A 16,461-nucleotide genomic window follows, 5' to 3' on the forward strand; every position below is an offset into this window, starting at 1 on the left:
ATGGCCTCCGCGACCCGCAAGCCCCAGAGCAGACGCGCCGCCCGCCGCGAGGCGATCCGCGACCGGCTGCTGGAGGTCGTCCAGCGGCTGCTCGACGACGGCGAGAGCTTCACCGAGATCAGCGTCGAGCGGATGGTCCAAGAGGCCGGCATGTCGCGCTCGACCTACTACGTCTACTTCGAGGACAAGGGCGACCTGCTGCGCGCCTGGTTCGGCGAGATCGAGGCCGAGATCGCCGAGGCGGTGTCGGGCTGGTGGGAGATCGACGGCGACTCCTCGCGCGCGGACCTGCGCGCCGCGCTGTCGCGCGTGGTCGAGGTCTACCACCCGCACGCGCCGCTGATGGCCGCGACCTACGACGCCGCCGAGTACGACCCGAGCGTGCGCGAGCTGGTGACGGCGATGATGAGCGCGAACATCGCGAGCCTGCGCAAGCACATCCGCCAGGGCCAGGCGGCCGGCTTCATCGACCCGCAGCTGCCGCCGGCGGAGACCGCCCAGTGGCTGACGTGGATGGCCGAGCGCGCCTTCCACGTCTTCCTGCGCGGGCTCAAGCCCGCGCAGCTGCGCGCCCAGATCGACGCCTACACGGCGATCGTCTGGAACACGCTCTACGCGCCGGCCCGCGCCGGCGCGTAGTCGCGCCTCAGCGCCCGCGGAAGACGGGCGCGCGCTTTTCGACGAAGGCGCCGATGCCGGCGCGCACGTCCTCGGTCAGCGCCAGCTCCGCCATCACCTGCCGCTCGGCGTCGAGCTGCTCGGGCCACGAGCTGCGGCTCGCCGCGCCGATCAGCCGGCGCAGGTGGGCGTAGGCGCGCGTGGGCCCCGCCGCCAGCGTTCGCGCGCTGCGCTCGGCCTCCTCGGCCAGCTCCGCCGCCGGCACGACGCGGCTGACGAGCCCCCACTCGACGGCCTCCTGCGCGTTCAGCACCCGTCCCTCCGCGAGGAACTCCCACGCGCGGCGCGAGCCGGCCAGCCGCGTGACCGCCCACGAGCTGCCGCCGTCGCCGGTCATGCCGAGCCTCGCGAAGCCCGACGCGAGGCGCGCGTCGTCGGCGAGGATCACGACGTCGGCGCACCACAGCAGCCCGAGGCCGCCGCCGGCCGCCGCGCCTTGGACGGCGGTGACGACCGGCACCTCCAGCGCCCCCAGCTGGGCGAGCCCGGCGTGGTAGCGCGAGATCATCCGCTGCAGCTCCGCCGGCAGGTCGTCGCCGACCCCGTTGAGATGGCGCAGATCGCCGCCGACGGTGAAGTTCGCCCCCTCTGCCTCGATCAGCAGCGCGCGCAGATCGGGTCGCGCCGCGCAGGCCGCGGCCGCGTCGTGCAGCTCGTCCACCAGCGTGCGGTCGATCGCGTTGTGCGCCTCGGGCCGCGTCAGTCGCAGCCGCGCGAGGCCGTCGTCCTCGAAGCGCAGGTCGACGACGCTCATCGCCGAGCGCTCTCGTCGAGGGCGGCGCGCCACAGCGCGGTGTCGGTCCACTGCTCCAGCGCCGTGAGGCCGCCGCTGCCGCCGCTCCAGAGGTGGGCGAAGCGCGCGTTGACACGCACGTCGGTGCCGCGCACGACGCCGCGATAGGTGCCGGCGACGAGCAGCCTGCCGTCGGCGCAGGGCACCCACGACTCGGGCTCGGCGACGACCTTGAAGGCCCTGCCGATCGCCCACCAGCCGTCGCGCAGCATCGACGTCGGGCCGTGGTGGGTGCCCGCGCCGGCGGGCATGCCGTCGGCGATGCGGCCCTCGAACGTCGGTGCCAGCAGCCCCATCACGACGTCGCCGTCGCCGCCCCCGAGCGCCGTGTAGAGACGCTCGACGGCCCCCTGAAGCCCTTCAGGCGACGACGCCGGCATCGCGCAGTCCCGTGATCTCATCGTTGCTCAGTCCCCATTCGGTCAGTGCCTGGTCGGTGTCGGCGCCGGGCGCTCGCGGAGCGATCCGCAGCGTTCCCGGCGTGCGGCTGAAGCGCGGCGCCGGCGCGGGCTGCAGCACGCCCTCGAACTCGGTGAAGGTGCCGCGCGCGGCGTTGTGCGGGTGCGCCGGCGCCTCGTCCGGCCGGTAGACCGCCGTGGCGCACGCCTCCTCGCCCTCCAGCAGCTCGGCCCACTCGGCGCGCGTGCGGGTCGCGATCACGGCCGCGATGCGCTGCTTGAACTGCGGCCAGCGAGCGCGGTCGAACTGCGGCAGCTCGTCGGCGGGCAGCCCGAGCAGCTCCAGCAGGCGGGCGTAGAACTGCGGCTCGATCGCGCCGACCGCGACGTGCTCGCCGTCGGCCGTCGCGTAGACCTCGTAGAAGTGGGCGCCCGAGTCGAGGAAGTTCTCGCCCGGCGCGCCCGGCCACTGCCCGCCGGCGCGCAGCGCGTGGACGATCGTGGTGAGCACCGCGGTGCCGTCGACCATCGCCGCGTCGACGACCTGCCCGCGTCCCGAACTGCGCGCCTCGACGATCCCGCACAGCAGCCCGAAGGCGAGGAACAGCGCGCCGCCGCCGTAGTCGCCGACGAGGTTGAGCGGCGGCAGCGGCCGCTCGCCGCTGCGGCGCATCGCGCCGAGCGCGCCGGCGACCGCGATGTAGTTGACGTCGTGGCCGGCGACCTGGCTCAGCGGCCCGTCCTGTCCATAGCCGGTCATGCGGCCGTAGACGAGCCGCCCGTTGCGCGCGAGCACCGTCTCGGGGCCGAGCCCGAGGCGCTCCATCACACCAGGTCGGAAGCCCTCGATCAGCGCGTCGGCGCCTTCGCACAACCGCAGCACCAGCTCGGCCGCGCCGTCGGCCTTGAGGTCGATGCCGAGCGAGCGGCGGTTGCGATTCGTCAGGTTCCAGGCGCCGTCTCCGAGCCCTGACGCCCCGGGGCGCTCCAGCCGCACGACCTCGGCGCCCATGTCCGCCAGCAGCATCGCCGCGAACGGGCCGGGGCCGATCGAGCCGATCTCGACGACGCGCACGCCGTCGAGTGGACCAGCCTGTGCCATATAGTCTCTCCAGACATCGTGTCCGGACAGAACGTATCATCCACTGACGAGGCGTATGCGCTCGCCGCCGAGGCGGGCATCCACCCGCTCGTGCTGCCGACGCCGTTCGGCGTCGGCCCGGTCAACACGTACCTGATCGAGGACGACCCGCTGACGCTCGTCGACTGCGGCCCCAACGTCGCGACCGGGCTCGGCCTGCTGGAGCGCCTGCTCGGCGAGCGCGGCCACCGGCTCGCCGACGTCGAGCTGGTCGTCGTGACCCACCAGCACATCGACCACACCGGCCTCGCCCGCGCGATCAGCGAGCGGGCCGACGTCGAGATCGCCTGCCTCGATCAGCTCGCGCCGGCGCTGCGCAGCTGGGACGAGCACGGGATCCTCGACGACGACGACGCACGCCGGCTGATGCTCCACCACGGCGTCGAGCCGCACGTCGCCGACGCGCTGCGGGCCGTCGCCGACGTGGTCCGCGGCTACGGCTGCTCGGCGCCGGTCCACCGCCTGCTGCGCGACGGCGAGCAGCTCGACCTGCGCGACCGCAGCCTGACCGTGCTGCACCGCCCCGGCCACTCCCCCTCCGACATCGTCCTGCACGACGCGGAGCGCGGGATCGCGCTGACCGGCGACCACCTGCTCAGCGGTGTCTCCTCCAACGCGGTCATCACCCGTCCGCTCGGCGACTGGGACGGCAGCCGTCCCGAGCCGCTGCTGCAATACCGCGCCTCGCTGCGAGCGACGCGCGAGCTGAGCTTCGAGCTTGGCCTCGGCGGCCACGGCGGGCCCGTCAGCGGCCATCGCGAGCTGATCGACGAGCGGCTGCAGGCGCAGGAGCGGCGCGCCGCCCACTTCCACGACCTGCTCGCCGACGGGCCGCTGTCGGCGCACGAGCTGGCGACCGCGCGCTGGGGGCCGATCGCGATCACGCAGGCGTTCCTGACGTTGTCGGAGGTGCTCGGGCACCTCGGCCTGCTGATCGCCGACGGCGTCGTCGAGGAGGACCGCAGCGGCGAGGTCGTGCGCTTCCACCGCGCTTGACAAACCGTCCGTCCATGATGCACGGACGGCCTGTGCGATCGAGATCGGCGGTTGGGAGCCTGGGGCGACCGTCCCCGGACCTGAGGAACCCGATGCAGATCGACGCGCGCCGCCAAGTGCTGGAGTCCCGCTTCACGCCGTGGACGCCGATGACGCTCGACGAGCGGCTCGACCGCTGCGCGGCCGAGTACGCCGAGCGGCCGCTGGTCGTCACCGACGAGGTCACCTGGACGTACGCCGAGGTGCGCGACCTCTCCGTCCGGCTCGCCGATGGGCTCGCCGCGCTCGGGATCGGCCCCGAGCATCGCGTCGGGATCCTGATGACCAACTACGCCGAGTTCGTGCCGGCGAAGTTCGCCGCCGCGCGCACCGGCGCGATCAGCGTGCCGCTCAACTTCCGCTACCGCGCCGAGGAGCTGGCCTACGTCCTGCGCCAGTCCGAGTGCACCGCGCTGATCACGATGACGGGCTTCGACGGGATGGACTACCTCGCGATGCTGGACGAGATCGCGCCCGGCTGGGAGAGCGGCGGCGGCGAGGCGCTGCCCGACCTCAGACAGGTGATCGTGCTCAGCACCGACGGCCGCGAGCGCGACGGCGCGATGACGCTCGACCAGCTCGCGCGGCTCGGCGACGCCAACGCGGGCGCCAGCGCCGGCGGCCGGCGCCAGCCCGGCGACCTCGGCGACATGCTCTACACCTCGGGCACGACCGGCAGCCCGAAGGGCGTGCTCGTGACCCACGACGCCGTCCAGCGGACCGCCTACGGCACCGCGCTGACGCGCGCCTTCCAGGACGGCCGCCGCGTCCTCTTCTCGCTGCCCTGCTACCACATGTTCGGCTACGTCGAGGGACTGCTGTCGACGATGCTCGTCGGCGGCGCGGTGATCATGCAGACGCGCTTCGACCCGGGCGAGTACCTGCGCGCGATCGAGCAGCACCGCGCCGACGACATGCTGTGCGTGCCGACGATGACCGTCGCGCTGCTGGAGCATCCCGACCGCGCCACGCGCGACCTCTCCTCGCTGAACGCACTGCTGTCAGGCGCCGCGCCGGCGCCGGCCTGGCTCTACGAGCGCTGCCGCGACGACCTCGGCGTCAGCGAGCTGTGCACCGGCTACGGCATGACCGAGTGCGGCGGCGCGATGACGCTGACGCTGCCCGAGGACCCGATCGAGCAGCACGTCGCGACCGTCGGGCGGCCGAAGCTCGCCGGCGCGGCCGGCATCCCGGCCCGCGACGGGGCGCTGGTCGAATACGCGGTCGCCGACCCGATCAGCGGCGAGCGGCTGCCCGACGACGCCGAGGGCGAGCTGATCTCGCGCGGGCCGACGATGATGAAGGCATTCTGGGGCAAGCCCGAGGAGACAGCCAGGACGCTGCGCGGCGAGTGGGTCCACAGCGGCGACCTCGGCCGCATCACGCCCGACGGCTACGTGCAGGTGACCGGTCGCAGCAAGGAGCTGTACAAGAGCGGCGGCGAGCTGGTGATGCCGAAGGAGATCGAGGAGCTGCTCTGCGCCCACGACGGCATCAGCCAGGCGTTCGCGATCGGCGTCCCCGACGATCGCTGGGGCGAGATCGGGCTCGTCTGGATCGTCCGCGCGCCGGGCTCGACGGTCACCGAGCAGGAGGTGATCGCGCTCTGCAAGGACAACCTCGCCCGCTTCAAGGTGCCCAAGCGCGTCCTCTTCGCGCGCCCCGAGGAGCTGCCGATGACGCCGACCGGCAAGGTCCAGAAGTTCCGGCTCGTGCGCCAGGCGCAGGAGCTGCTGGAGCACGCGGCGACCTGACGTGTGCTCGCCCGAGCCGACAACAGCTCCCGCGCTGATCGCCGACACGCGGCGCGAGGCCGCCGCGCTCCCCCAGCCGCCGCTGCTCGTGCGGCAGCCGCTGGAGGCGCTGCTCGACCGCCACGGCATCGGCGACGGGCCGCTCGAGGCGACGCTGCTCGGCGAGGGCCAGTCGAACGTGACGCTCGCGCTCCGCCGCGGCGGCGCGCGCGTCGTGCTGCGGCGGCCGCCGAGCCGCCGCTCGGTGCGGGCGACGCGCAACGTGCAGCGCGAGGCGCGCCTGCTGCGACTGCTGGAGCCGACCGCGGCGCGCGCGCCGAAGGTCCTGCTGACCTGCTCGGATCCTGCGGTGATCGGCGTCCCCTTCTACGTGATGGAGGAGGTCGCCGGGACGGTCATCACCTCGACGCTGCCGGCGCGGCTCGACGACGCCGCCGGTCGCGCCGCGGTCGCGCGCGAGCTGGTCGACGCGCTCGTCGAGCTGCACGACATCGACCTCGCCAGCAGCGGGCTGCACGCGATCGGCCGCTCGGACGACTTCCTCGAACGCCATCTGCGGCGCTGGAGCGAGGTGTGGGAGCGCCATCGCACGCGCGAGCTGCCGGTGCTCGACGAGGTCACGCGCTGGCTGGGCGCCAACCTCCCGCGGCCGTCGTCGGCGCCGACGCTCGTCCACGGTGACTACCGCCTTGGCAACGTCGTCTTCGCGGCCGCCGGCAGCGCGCGGCTGCGAGCGGTGCTGGACTGGGAGATCGCCTCGATCGGCGACCCGCTCTGCGACCTCGCGTGGATGCTCACGACCTGGCCGGAGCCTGACGACCCGGCCGGGACGCTGCTGACGATGGCGGGCGCCGTCGCGCCGGCCGGCTTCCCGTCGCGCGCCGAGCTGGCCGCCCGCTACGCCGAGCTGTCCGGGCGCCCCGTCGCGGGGTTGAGCTGGTACACGGCGCTGGCGCTGTGGCGCGCGGCGATCGGTTTGGAGACGCTGCGCGAGCGGGCGCTGCGCGGTTCGGCCGAGGACGTCTTCGTGCGTGAGCTGGCGGTCGGCGTGCCGGAGCTCGCCGACCGCGCGCTGACCGCGGCGCTCGCGGGCTGACCGCCCTCCTCGGCGGGCGCCCGCGAGCGGCCGCCGGCCCTCAGGCGGAGGCCGCGAGCTGCTGCGCGCCGTCCGCCTCGACCGGCGCAGCGAGCATCGCCGAGAGCCGGTGCGCGGCGACCGCCACCGCGCGGGCGTACTGCGGCTCGGCCCGGCGCAGCACCGCCGGCGGCATCGAGACGCTCAGCGCCGCGACGACGCGGGCGCTCGCATCGCGGACGGGCGCCGCGACGCAGCAGACACCGCGCTGGTTCTCCTCGTAGTCGAAGGCGACCCCGTCGCGCAGCGCGCCGTCGAGCTGCGCGCGCAGATCGCCGACCGTCGCGACGGTCGCCTCCGTGAAGGCCGGCAGCCCGTCGACGGTCGCGCGCTCCTCGACCTCCTCCCACGCGCGGTGGGCGAGCAGCATCTTGCCCAGCGCCGTCGAATGGCCCGGCAGCCGCACGCCGGGCGCGCGCTCGGGCCCGTCGACCCCGGCGAGGCGGCCGTTGGCCGCGACGCAGACGAGCCGGCGCCCGTCCCAGGTGGCGACGCTGGAGATGTGCCCGAGCCGTCTCGCCATCAGCTGGGTCACGGTCTCGGCCTGGCGCTGGAAGCCGTCGGTCTCGACGAGGTTGCGGCTCATCGCCAGCAGGCGCCAGCCGAGCCGGTAGCGACCGGCGGGCAGCCGCTCGAGCAGGCCGATGCCGGCAAGGCTCGCGAGCATGTCGTGGGCGTTCGACTTCGGCAGCGAGAGCGCCGTCGCGACCTCCGTCACTCCCCATTCCGGACGCTCGGTGGTGAAGAGCTTCAGAACCTTGCCGACGCGGGCGACGGTGTTGAGCACCGACTACCTCCTCTCCTCCATCACGGGCGCAGGGGCGCCCGACGACCTGTCCTGCTCAGAAGGGGCGATCGGGGGTTCGCTCCCCTCTCCTCATCGGCCGAGAATATCAGACAGCGTGTCCGGTCACCATGTCGATTTAGAGCGAGGCGCGATAGGCGTAGCTCGCGCTGCGGGTGACGGCGAACTCGAACACGCCGGTGCCCTCGACCGCGCCGTCGAGCACGAACCGCGCCGGGCGGTCGACCATCGGCGTGTCGAGCATGCGCGGCGTGACGGTGTCGTCGACCGGCCACGTCTCGTGCTCGACCACGTCGCGACCGCGGCGCTTGCCGTGCCAGCCGCCGTAGCCGCCGCCGGAGAGGAAGCCGCCGCCCTCGCTGCCGTCGACGTCGAGCCGCAGCGTGCGCCCCGAGGCGGTCGTGAAGGCGAACGCGGCGCGCTGGCAGTCGAGCCCGGCGTCCAGTTCCAGCGCGTGCAGCCCGGCGACGATCGGGTCGTCGCTCCCGTCGGTCCCGAGCACGGCGCCGTCGCAGTGGGTGACCGCGTTGTCGCGGTCGAGGTTGAAGAGGACGGCGATCGAGCAGTCCGCGAACTGACCCTGGATCCAGAGGTGGACGCCGCCGCGCTCGGAGACGAGCCGCACCCCGCGCGAGCGGTCGCGCTGGCCCAGCCAGCCGCCGACGTCGAGCGTCTCGCCGTCGAGCCGCAGCGTGCCCTCGTAGCTGCCGGACTGGAAGAAGTGGCCGAAGTCGCTGACGCCGCCGCGCCCGTCCTGCAGCAGGATCCGCTCCGTCTCCCATGGGTTGGTGCGGGCGCGCCAGACGACGTCCAGCTCGAAGCCGGCGGGGTTCTCGCCGACGACCAGCCGCCACGCTCTCAGCGGCTCGACGATCTCCCACGCGAGCGGGCCGACGCCGGTCGCCGGCAGCTCGTCGCGCTCGTCGGAGAAGCGCACGTTGCGCTGCCACCCGCCGTCGACGCGGATCAGGTAGCCGTCGACGACCCCTCTGTTCGGATAGGAGCCGGCGCCGAGCATGATCAGCGGCGTCGGCTCGTCCGGGGCATGGAGGTTGAAGTAGAAGCGGTCGAAGAAGCGCTCGCCGCTCCCGTCCGGGGCCGCGCCGACGAGCAGGTCGTCGGCGGCCGTGAGCGTGGTCGTGGTCATCTGCCCACCGTCTCCCCGCGAGCCGCCCACCGGCAACGCGCGTCCGTCAGTCGCGGATGGATCATGCGCCGGCCACGTGACGGGCGGCGTCGGGCCAGTACGGCGCCCGCACCTCGCGCCGCAGCACCTTGCCGACGCCGGACTTCGGCAGCGTGGCGGCGAACTCGACCGAGGTCACCTTCTTGACCGAGCCGACCTGCTCGCGCGTCAGCGCGATCACCTCCTCGGCGGTCAGCGACGCGCCCTCCTCCAGCACCACGACCGCGATCGGCGTCTCGCCCCAGCGCTCGTGCGGCACGCCGACGACGCAGACCTCTCTGACCGCCGCGTGCGTCGCGATCGCGCGCTCCAGCTCCGCCGGCCAGATGTTGTAGCCGCCGGAGATGATCATGTCCTCCTTGCGGTCGGAGAGATAGACGAAGCCGTCCGCGTCGATCCAGCCCATGTCACGGGTGAGGACGCTGCCGTCGGGCAGCAGCCGCTCGGCGGTCGCGGCGGGGTCCTTCCAGATCTCCGTCATCCGCCCGGGCGAGCTGATCGCGATCTCGCCGATCTCGCCGACCGGCAGCTCGCGGCCGTCGTCGCCGACGACGGTGATCACCGTGTTCGGCGTCGGCCGCCCGATCGAGCGCAGCCAGCGCCGCTCGCGTTCGTCGCCCTCGGGCAGATGCTGGTGGGCGAGCAGCATCGTGGCGGGGATCGCCTCGCTCTGCGCGTACATCTGCACCATGATCGGCCCGAACCGCTCCAGCGCGCGGATCGCCGTCCGCTCCGAGATCGGCGAGGCGGCGTAGTGCAGGCAGCGGAGGCTGGAGAGGTCGCGCCGGCCGACGTCGGGGTGGTCGAGCAGCGCCTGGATCATCGTCGGGACGATCACGGCGAAGGTGATCCGCTCGTGCTCGATCAGCTCCAGCGCCCGGCCGGCGTCGAACGCCTCCATCACGACGACGCGCCCACCGGCCTGCAGGATCGGCCAGACGCAGATGATCGCCAGGTGCGTCAGCGGCCCGGCGGCGAGGTAGCGGTCGCGGTCGTCGATCTGCGGGATCGCCAGCCGCCACTCGTTCTCGACCGCCATCCAGGCGGCGTTCGTGTGGTAGATGCCCTTCGGCCGGCCGGTCGTGCCGGCGGAGAAGCGCACGACGTGCCCGTCGTCCGGTCGCAGCGACACCTGCGGATCGGCGCCGGAGGCGGTTGCCAGCAGCTGCTCGTAGTCGATCCGGCCGCCCGCGTCGCCGCCGAAGACGATCACGTGCTCGAGCGTGTCGACGTCGGCGAGGTGGGGCTCGATCGCTGCGAAGTGGTCGGCGTGCACGATCAGTGCGCGGGCGTCGACGAGGGCCATCATGTACGCGTTCAGCTCGCCGGTCTGGTGCGTGTAGAGGGCGGAGCGCACGAAGCCGCCGAGCGCCACGCCGGCGATCTGCTCGATCGTCTCGAAGGCGTTGGGCGTCAGCAGCGCGACGCGGTCGCCGCGCCGGAGGCCGAGGTCGCTCAGCGCGTTGGCGATACGGCTGGCGCGATCGAACAGCTCGGTGTACGTCTGGCGGCGGTCGTCGTGGATCACCGCGACGTTGTCGCGGTGATGCCGCGCCGCCTGGCGGATCAGTTGCGCGAAGTCCATCGGCCCAGCCTCCTGCGCCGATCGTACGCTGTTGAGAGCGGTCCGAGACTGCTGGACGGGCGCTCGGCCGCGCTGCCCGAGGCGCGATGATCGGCGCCCGCGACAAGGAGAGAGGTTCATGTTCATCCGAGATCTCGTGCGGCGGCTGGCCACCGTCATGCCGGAGAGAACGGCATACGTCGACCCCGCGCGGTCGGTCAGCTGGGGCGGGGTCCACGAGCGGTCCGACCGGCTCGCCGCAGCGCTGCGGCAGCTCGGGCTCGCGAAGGGCGACCGCACGGCGATCGTCTCGTACGAGACCGTCGAGGCGATGGAGCACTGGATCGCGTGCGCCAAGAGCGGGATCGCCCGCGTCGGCATCAACTGGCGCTACGCCCAGCGCGAGATGGAGCACATCCTCGACGACGCCGATCCGGCCGCGGTGCTGGTCAGCGGAGACTGCGTCGAGCACCTCGGCCGCGCGACGATCGAGCGGCTGATCGCCGGCGGGCGCCACGTGATCGGCTTCGGCGCCGACCACGGGCTGCCGCTCGACCTCGAGACGCTGATCGCCGCCGCCGGCGCGTTCGAGCCCGAGCCGCTGAGCGGCTCCGACGTGCTCGCCGTCTCCTACACGTCCGGCAGCACCGGCATGCCGAAGGGCGTGCTGCTGACGAACGAGGGCGCCGCCTGGCAGCTCGCCTCCGCGCCGTTCGCGGGCGGGCTGACCGGCGAGGACGTGGTGCTGAACAACCTGCCGATGCCGGGCTTCCCGATCTACCTCAGCTCGTACGCGATGTCGCGCGGCGCGACGACGGTCCTGCCGCGCCTGTTCGACGCGAAGGCGACCCACCAGCTCGCGCGCGAGCACGGCGTCACCGTGATGATCGCGGTGCCGACGATGCTGCCGGCGATCATCGACGCCGCCGCCGGCCGGCTCGACGCCTTCGACCGGCTGCGCGCCGTCATCACGCTCGGCAGCCCTTCGACCGCCGGCATCGTCGCGCGCGCCAGAGAGGCGTTCGGCTGCGAGCTGCAGAACTGGTACGGCTCGTCGGAGACCAACGGCGCGATCTGCATGCTGCGCGACGCCGACCGCGCCCGCTTCGGCGACCGCGACCTGTCCGGCTCGGTCGGCCGCCCGCTGCTGCACGTCGACTTCGCGATCCTCGACGACGACGCGAACGAGCTGCCGCGCGGCGAAGCCGGCGAGATCGCGGCGCGCGGGCCGCTGCTCGCCGGCTACCGCAACAACCCCGAGGAGACGCGGCGCGCGCTCGGCGACGGCTGGGTCCGCACCGGCGACATCGGCTTCCAGGACGACGCCGGCTTCGTCTTCCTGCAGGACCGCAAGAGCTTCATGATCATCTCCGGCGGCTTCAACGTCTATCCCGCGGTCGTCGAGACGGTGCTCTCGCAGCATCCCGGCGTCCACGAGGTCGCCGTCGTCGGCGCCGAGCATCCGCGCTGGGTCGAGGCGGTCGTCGCGGTCGTGGTGAAGGCGCCCGGAAGCGAGGTAACCGCCGCGGAGCTGATCGAGTTCTGCGAGCCGCGCGTCGGCCGCTGGGAGGTGCCCAAGCACGTCGAGTTCGTCGACGCGCTGCCGATGGCGGCCTCCGGCAAGCTCGACAAGCGCGCGCTCAGAGCGCAGGTCGCCGCGGACGCCGACCGCCTGCCGTGGGCGGTCGCGGCGGCGAGCCGCTGAGATCGGCGGGGCGCCGCTGCGGCGCCCCGCTCCCTTCTACTGCTGCGCCGCGACCAGCCCCGCCAGCGGCGTCGTGTCCATGTACGCCTCGTCGCGCGAGAGCTGGGTGCCGCGCACCTCGCAGATGTCCATCCCGTGGATCGTGATCGTCTCGCCGCCGGCGCGGTGCGTGAGGTCGGCCGACCAGATGCACATCTGCGCGTCCTTGCCCTCGAGGCGGTACTCCTCGACGACGGTGAACTGGAAGTCCCACACCTGGAAGAACTTCGTCAGGTAGCGACGCAGGTTCTCCTTGCCGACGATCTTGCCGCGCGTCTTCGGATCTCTGTAGACGACGTCGTCGGTGTATGTCGCGAGCGTCGCCTCGACGTCGAGCGTGTTCCACGCCTCTATGCAGTCGCGGGTGGCCTTGAAGATCTGCTCGTCGGTCAGCGAAGGCGCGGTGGCGCTCATGTCATCTCCTCCGGGGTGGTCAACTCGACCCACACGACCAGAGGATGACGCAGAGCGCGAACCGCATCCGACTATCTCGGGCGGCGGTAGGCGATCGCGTCGCCGTCGAGCGCGACCGGCGTCAGCCGCTCCTCGTCCGCCAGCCGTCCGAGCACGCCGAGGATAGTGCTCGCGCTCAGGAACGGCCACCTGAACGCGGTGCGCGGCCACAGCCGCTCGGCGACGGCGCAGGCGCTCAGCGTCTCGCCCCGGCCGAACAGGTCGAGCACCTGCCGCGCCTGCTCGTCCTGGAAGGCGAGGTGGCGGCCGATCACCTCGCGCGGCTGCTCGAACGGCTCGCCGTGGCCGGGGATCATCAGGCCGTCGAGGTCGTGCAGTGAGTCCGCCAGCGAGCCGCGGTAGCGCAGCAGCCGCTCGCACCGCCGCGCCTGCGCCACGTACTCGGTCGCGGTGTCGATCGGCCGGTCGAACATCGGCATCGACGCGTGGTCGCGCATCAGGTGGTCGCCGCTGATCGTGACGCCGCCCGCGGCGTCGAGGAAGACGGTGTCGGTCTCGCTGTGGCCGGGCCGGTGCAGCACCTCGAAGCTGCCCGACCCGATCGCGACGACCTCGCCGACCGCGAGCCGCCGGTCGACGCGGACGGCGCCGGCCCACCTTGCCTCGGCCTGCAGCCGCGCGCCGGTCTCCTCGGCGATCGCGGCGGGGAAGCCGTGGACGCGCAGCGCGGCGCGCGCGAACGCGACGTCGCGGGCGACCTGGGCGTCCCAGTCGGCGAGGTAGGCGGCGGTCTGCGCCAGCGCGACCACCGTCGCGCCGGAGCGCCGCGCGACCTCGGCGGCGAGCCCGACGTGGTCGACGTGATGGTGGGTCAGGATCAGCTGCTCGATCTGCTCGACGCGGCGGCCGAGCGCGGCGCAGGCCGCCTCGACCCGCTCGATCGCGCCGGGCAGCCGGCTGCCGGCGTCGACGAGCGTGAAGGGGTCGCCGTCGACCAGCCACGCGTTGACCGATCCGACGGCGTAGCCCGACTCCAGCTCGACACGGTGAAAGCGCGTCCGAGTGCGGTTCATCGCCGGCGAGCGTCGCGACTGCTGACACGCCGAGACAGCCGCATGCGAGATACCCGAATGGCCGTTGGAGCATGATCGGGCCGGTCGTAGCGTCGAGCTCCCTTGACAAGGAGGAGATCCATGGGCCTCTACGGGCTTGCCGACTCGCTGTACCGCAACCGCCTGGCGCGCCAGGCGGACGTCGATCGCACAGCGCTCGTCTTCGAAGACCGCAGAATCAGCTACGGCGAGCTCGAGGCGCGCGTGCGCCGCCTCGCGACCGGCCTCGCGAACGCCGGCTTCAAGCCGGAGGATCGCTGCGCGATCCTGCTCTACAACCGGCCGGAGTACGTCGAGCTGTACTACGCGATCGCCCATCTCGGCGGCGTCGCAGTCCCGCTCAACTACTACCTCAAGGGCCCTGAGATCGCCTACGCGCTGGAGGACTCGGGCACCACCTGGCTCGTTCACGAGCCGGCCTTCGACGCCGTCGTCGACTCGATCGCCGACGAGCTGTCCCCCGACATGCGGCGGATCTCGCTGACCGACGCGGCGACCGACGCGCTGCGCTACGAGGAGGTCGTCGCCGACGGCGCCGCGGGCGACATACCGGTCGCGCCGACCGCGCCCGAGGACCTCTTCCTGCTCCAGTACACCTCCGGCACGACGGGGCTGCCGAAGGCCGCGATGCACTCGCACGGCAACATCCTCTTCAACGCGCTGACGCAGGTCGCCGAGTTCGCGATGACCGAGGACGACGTCCACCTCGTGCTGCCCGCGCTCTGCTGGGGCGCCGGCTTCCACGACTACACGGTCGCGACCTGGTGGCGCGGCGGCACGGTCGTGCTGCGGCCCAGCGGCGGCTTCTCCGGCGAGGAGTTCTGCGGCAAGGTCGAGCAGCACGGGATCTCGATCGTCCTGCTCGTCCCTTCGGTGCTGCGGCTCGTGCTCGAGGGCGACAGCATCGAGCGGCACGACATGTCGTCGCTGCGGCTGATCCTCTGCGGCGGCGAGCACGTGCCGATCGAGGCGATCGAGGATCTCCAGCGGCGGCTGCCGAACGCCCAGTTCCTGCAGGGCTACGGCCTGTCGGAGTTCCCGACGATCATGACCTACCTCGACGGCGAGCACGCGATCACCAAGCGCGGCTCGGCCGGGCGCGCGTCGATGAGCGCGACGGTGCGGGTCGTCGACGAGCACGGCGCCGACACGCCGCCCGGCGAGCCGGGCCAGATCATCTGCCGCTCGCCCGCGGTCACGCACGGCTACCTCGGGCGTGAGGACGCGACCGGCACGACGCTGGTCGACGGCTGGCTGCACACCGGCGACCGCGGCTGGGTCGACGAGGACGGCTTCCTCTACATCGCCGGCCGCGTCAAGGACATGATCATCAGCGGCGGGCTCAACGTCTACCCCGCCGAGATCGAGCGCGTGCTCGGCGCCCACCCCGCCGTCAAGGAGGCGGCGGTCGTCGGCGTGCCGCACGAGCGCTACAGCGAGGTCGGCCGCGCGATCGTCGTCGTCGACGACCTCGACGCGGTCGACCAGGACGAGCTGGAGGCGCTCTGCCGCGAGCGGCTGGCCAACTTCAAGGTCCCGCGCGAGTGGGAGATCCGCGTCGAGCCGCTGCCCCGCACGACCTCCGGCAAGGTGCAGAAGTTCCTGCTGGTGCCCGCGCATGACCGGCGCTGAGGCGCTCGCGCCGCTGCTGGCGCTTGAGCCGCTGGAGCGGCTGCTCGACGCCCACGGCATCGGCGCCGGCCCGCTGGAGGCGACGCCGCTCGGCGAGGGCCACTCGAACGTCACCTTCCTGCTGCGGCGCGGCGAGACCGAGCTGGTGCTGCGCCGCCCGCCGCGGCCGCCGTTCGACCCGCGCGCCCACGACGTGCTGCGCGAGGCCCGCTTCCTGACGGCCTTGCGCGGCACGGCCGCGCGGATCCCGGAGGTGCTGCTGGTCTGCGACGACCGCGCCGTGCTCGACGTGCCGTTCTACGTGATGGCGAAGCTCGACGGCGACGTCATCACCTCGACGCTGCCGGCCGCGCTGGCCGGCAGCGCGCAGCGGGAGGCGATCGCCGACGAGCTGATCGGCGCGCTCGTCGCGCTGCACGCGGTCGACGTCCGTCTCCCCGCGATCGCCGCCTTCGGCGACGGCGAGCGCTTCCTCGACCGGCAGCTGCGCCGCTGGGGCGGCATCTGGGAGACGCGCCGCGCGCGCGAGGTGCCCGAGGCCGACGAGGTGCTCGCCTGGCTGAAGCAGAACCAACCGCCGCAGGCCGACGTCACCGTCGTCCACGGCGACTACCGGCTCGGCAACGTCATCTTCGCGCCCGGTGCGCCCGCGCGCCTGGCGGCGATCCTCGACTGGGAGATCGCGACCGTCGGCGACCCGCTGATCGACCTCGGCTGGCTGCTCGCCGCGTGGCCCGAGCCGGGCGACGACTCCGGCGCGATCCTCTCGCTCGCCGGCGCCGTCGCCGACGGCGGCTTCCCCAGCCGGCGCCAGCTCGCCGAGCGCTACGCGCAGCGGTCGGGCCGTTCGATCGACGCGCTCGGCTGGTACACGACGTTCGCGTTCTGGCGCGGCGCGGTCGGGCTGGAGACGATCTACGCCCAGGCCGTCCGCGGCACGACCGACGACCCCTACGCGCTGGCGTTGGAGAGCGGCGTGCCCGAGCTGGCGCGCCGCGCGCTGCGCGAGACGCGCGCGGCGGGCTGAGCGCCCGGCCGCGCAGCAGAACGCCGCCGGGCGCGCGGATCGC

The 16,461-nt window shown here is 73.2% G+C and carries 15 protein-coding genes; 7 read left to right on the forward strand and 8 right to left on the reverse strand.

Translation table 11 applies throughout. The annotated features are described in order from the left end of the window. A complete protein-coding gene (locus Q7L73_RS18860) occupies nucleotides 1–639 on the forward strand; it encodes a TetR/AcrR family transcriptional regulator (RefSeq protein WP_304692792.1) in 639 nt (212 codons plus the stop codon). 7 nt (nucleotides 640–646) lie between these two features. Here the strand turns inward: Q7L73_RS18860 and Q7L73_RS18865 are convergent, their stop codons facing one another. Genes Q7L73_RS18865 through Q7L73_RS18875 form a run of 3 tightly spaced genes read right to left on the reverse strand, consistent with a single transcriptional unit; the run spans nucleotide 647 to nucleotide 2,971 of the window. Next, complete coding sequence (locus Q7L73_RS18865; RefSeq protein WP_304692794.1) at nucleotides 647–1,432, reverse strand: enoyl-CoA hydratase/isomerase family protein; 786 nt, start codon at nucleotides 1,430–1,432, stop codon at nucleotides 647–649. Beyond that, a complete protein-coding gene (locus Q7L73_RS18870; RefSeq protein WP_304692796.1) occupies nucleotides 1,429–1,872 on the reverse strand; it encodes a hypothetical protein in 444 nt (147 codons plus the stop codon). Before Q7L73_RS18870 ends, Q7L73_RS18865 begins: the two co-directional genes overlap by 4 nt. After that, the gene (locus tag Q7L73_RS18875; RefSeq protein WP_304692797.1) at nucleotides 1,832–2,971 is read right to left on the reverse strand and encodes a CaiB/BaiF CoA-transferase family protein; all 1,140 of its coding nucleotides are present in this window, start codon (nucleotides 2,969–2,971) and stop codon (nucleotides 1,832–1,834) included. Before Q7L73_RS18875 ends, Q7L73_RS18870 begins: the two co-directional genes overlap by 41 nt. A gap of 18 nt (nucleotides 2,972–2,989) precedes the next feature. On the opposite strand from Q7L73_RS18875, the gene Q7L73_RS18880 reads away from it, so the two are divergent. The 3 genes from Q7L73_RS18880 to Q7L73_RS18890 all read left to right on the forward strand — a co-directional run bounded on the left by Q7L73_RS18880 (nucleotide 2,990) and on the right by Q7L73_RS18890 (nucleotide 6,895). Then, nucleotides 2,990–4,006 (forward strand): MBL fold metallo-hydrolase, encoded by a 1,017-nt coding sequence (locus Q7L73_RS18880; protein WP_304692799.1) that lies wholly within the window; start codon nucleotides 2,990–2,992, stop codon nucleotides 4,004–4,006. A gap of 92 nt (nucleotides 4,007–4,098) precedes the next feature. Then, complete coding sequence (locus Q7L73_RS18885) at nucleotides 4,099–5,799, forward strand: class I adenylate-forming enzyme family protein (protein WP_304692801.1); 1,701 nt, start codon at nucleotides 4,099–4,101, stop codon at nucleotides 5,797–5,799. A 1-nt stretch (nucleotide 5,800) separates the two neighbouring features. After that, the gene (locus tag Q7L73_RS18890; protein ID WP_304692803.1) at nucleotides 5,801–6,895 is read left to right on the forward strand and encodes a phosphotransferase family protein; all 1,095 of its coding nucleotides are present in this window, start codon (nucleotides 5,801–5,803) and stop codon (nucleotides 6,893–6,895) included. A gap of 40 nt (nucleotides 6,896–6,935) precedes the next feature. On the opposite strand, the gene Q7L73_RS18895 is transcribed toward Q7L73_RS18890, so the two are convergent. The 3 genes from Q7L73_RS18895 to Q7L73_RS18905 form a co-directional block, all read right to left on the reverse strand. After that, nucleotides 6,936–7,721: an IclR family transcriptional regulator gene (locus Q7L73_RS18895; protein WP_304692804.1), complete on the reverse strand. Its 786-nt coding sequence runs from the start codon at nucleotides 7,719–7,721 to the stop codon at nucleotides 6,936–6,938. A 136-nt stretch (nucleotides 7,722–7,857) separates the two neighbouring features. Next, the gene (locus tag Q7L73_RS18900; protein ID WP_304692805.1) at nucleotides 7,858–8,886 is read right to left on the reverse strand and encodes a hypothetical protein; all 1,029 of its coding nucleotides are present in this window, start codon (nucleotides 8,884–8,886) and stop codon (nucleotides 7,858–7,860) included. 61 nt (nucleotides 8,887–8,947) lie between these two features. Further along, on the reverse strand, nucleotides 8,948–10,510 hold the full coding sequence (locus tag Q7L73_RS18905) for a class I adenylate-forming enzyme family protein (protein WP_304692807.1): 1,563 nt from the start codon (nucleotides 10,508–10,510) through the stop codon (nucleotides 8,948–8,950). Between the two features lie 118 nt (nucleotides 10,511–10,628). On the opposite strand from Q7L73_RS18905, the gene Q7L73_RS18910 reads away from it, so the two are divergent. After that, nucleotides 10,629–12,194, forward strand: coding sequence for a class I adenylate-forming enzyme family protein (locus Q7L73_RS18910; RefSeq protein WP_304692809.1), 1,566 nt, complete (start codon nucleotides 10,629–10,631; stop codon nucleotides 12,192–12,194). Nucleotides 12,195–12,230: 36 nt separating this feature from the next. Here Q7L73_RS18910 and Q7L73_RS18915 read toward each other — a convergent pair whose 3' ends face one another. Then, on the reverse strand, nucleotides 12,231–12,647 hold the full coding sequence (locus Q7L73_RS18915) for a nuclear transport factor 2 family protein (RefSeq protein WP_304692811.1): 417 nt from the start codon (nucleotides 12,645–12,647) through the stop codon (nucleotides 12,231–12,233). A gap of 71 nt (nucleotides 12,648–12,718) precedes the next feature. After that, nucleotides 12,719–13,720, reverse strand: a complete 1,002-nt coding sequence (locus Q7L73_RS18920; RefSeq protein ID WP_304692813.1) for an MBL fold metallo-hydrolase — start codon at nucleotides 13,718–13,720, stop codon at nucleotides 12,719–12,721. Nucleotides 13,721–13,840: 120 nt separating this feature from the next. Here Q7L73_RS18920 and Q7L73_RS18925 point away from each other — a divergent pair, with 120 nt between their 5' ends. After that, complete coding sequence (locus Q7L73_RS18925) at nucleotides 13,841–15,391, forward strand: class I adenylate-forming enzyme family protein (protein ID WP_304692815.1); 1,551 nt, start codon at nucleotides 13,841–13,843, stop codon at nucleotides 15,389–15,391. After that, nucleotides 15,378–16,418 (forward strand): phosphotransferase family protein, encoded by a 1,041-nt coding sequence (locus tag Q7L73_RS18930; RefSeq protein ID WP_304692817.1) that lies wholly within the window; start codon nucleotides 15,378–15,380, stop codon nucleotides 16,416–16,418. The genes Q7L73_RS18925 and Q7L73_RS18930 overlap by 14 nt, the downstream gene beginning before the upstream one ends. Nucleotides 16,419–16,461 lie beyond the last annotated feature (43 nt).

It is taken from the genome of Conexibacter sp. CPCC 205762, assembly GCF_030646155.1.
In the GTDB taxonomy this organism is placed as follows: Bacteria; Actinomycetota; Thermoleophilia; order Solirubrobacterales; family Solirubrobacteraceae; genus Conexibacter.

Bases quoted from the DNA above. Each gene is read 5' to 3' on its own strand.
- Q7L73_RS18905 (WP_304692807.1), bottom strand. From the start codon at position 10,510: ATGGACTTCGCGCAACTGATCCGCCAGGCGGCGCGGCATCACCGCGAC.
- Q7L73_RS18870 (WP_304692796.1), bottom strand. From the start codon at position 1,872: ATGAGATCACGGGACTGCGCGATGCCGGCGTCGTCGCCTGAAGGGCTT.
- Q7L73_RS18915 (WP_304692811.1), bottom strand. From the start codon at position 12,647: ATGAGCGCCACCGCGCCTTCGCTGACCGACGAGCAGATCTTCAAGGCC.
- Q7L73_RS18930 (WP_304692817.1), top strand. From the start codon at position 15,378: ATGACCGGCGCTGAGGCGCTCGCGCCGCTGCTGGCGCTTGAGCCGCTG.
- Q7L73_RS18920 (WP_304692813.1), bottom strand. From the start codon at position 13,720: ATGAACCGCACTCGGACGCGCTTTCACCGTGTCGAGCTGGAGTCGGGC.
- Q7L73_RS18910 (WP_304692809.1), top strand. From the start codon at position 10,629: ATGTTCATCCGAGATCTCGTGCGGCGGCTGGCCACCGTCATGCCGGAG.
- Q7L73_RS18925 (WP_304692815.1), top strand. From the start codon at position 13,841: ATGGGCCTCTACGGGCTTGCCGACTCGCTGTACCGCAACCGCCTGGCG.
- Q7L73_RS18875 (WP_304692797.1), bottom strand. From the start codon at position 2,971: ATGGCACAGGCTGGTCCACTCGACGGCGTGCGCGTCGTCGAGATCGGC.
- Q7L73_RS18900 (WP_304692805.1), bottom strand. From the start codon at position 8,886: ATGACCACGACCACGCTCACGGCCGCCGACGACCTGCTCGTCGGCGCG.
- Q7L73_RS18865 (WP_304692794.1), bottom strand. From the start codon at position 1,432: ATGAGCGTCGTCGACCTGCGCTTCGAGGACGACGGCCTCGCGCGGCTG.
- Q7L73_RS18860 (WP_304692792.1), top strand. From the start codon at position 1: ATGGCCTCCGCGACCCGCAAGCCCCAGAGCAGACGCGCCGCCCGCCGC.
- Q7L73_RS18885 (WP_304692801.1), top strand. From the start codon at position 4,099: ATGCAGATCGACGCGCGCCGCCAAGTGCTGGAGTCCCGCTTCACGCCG.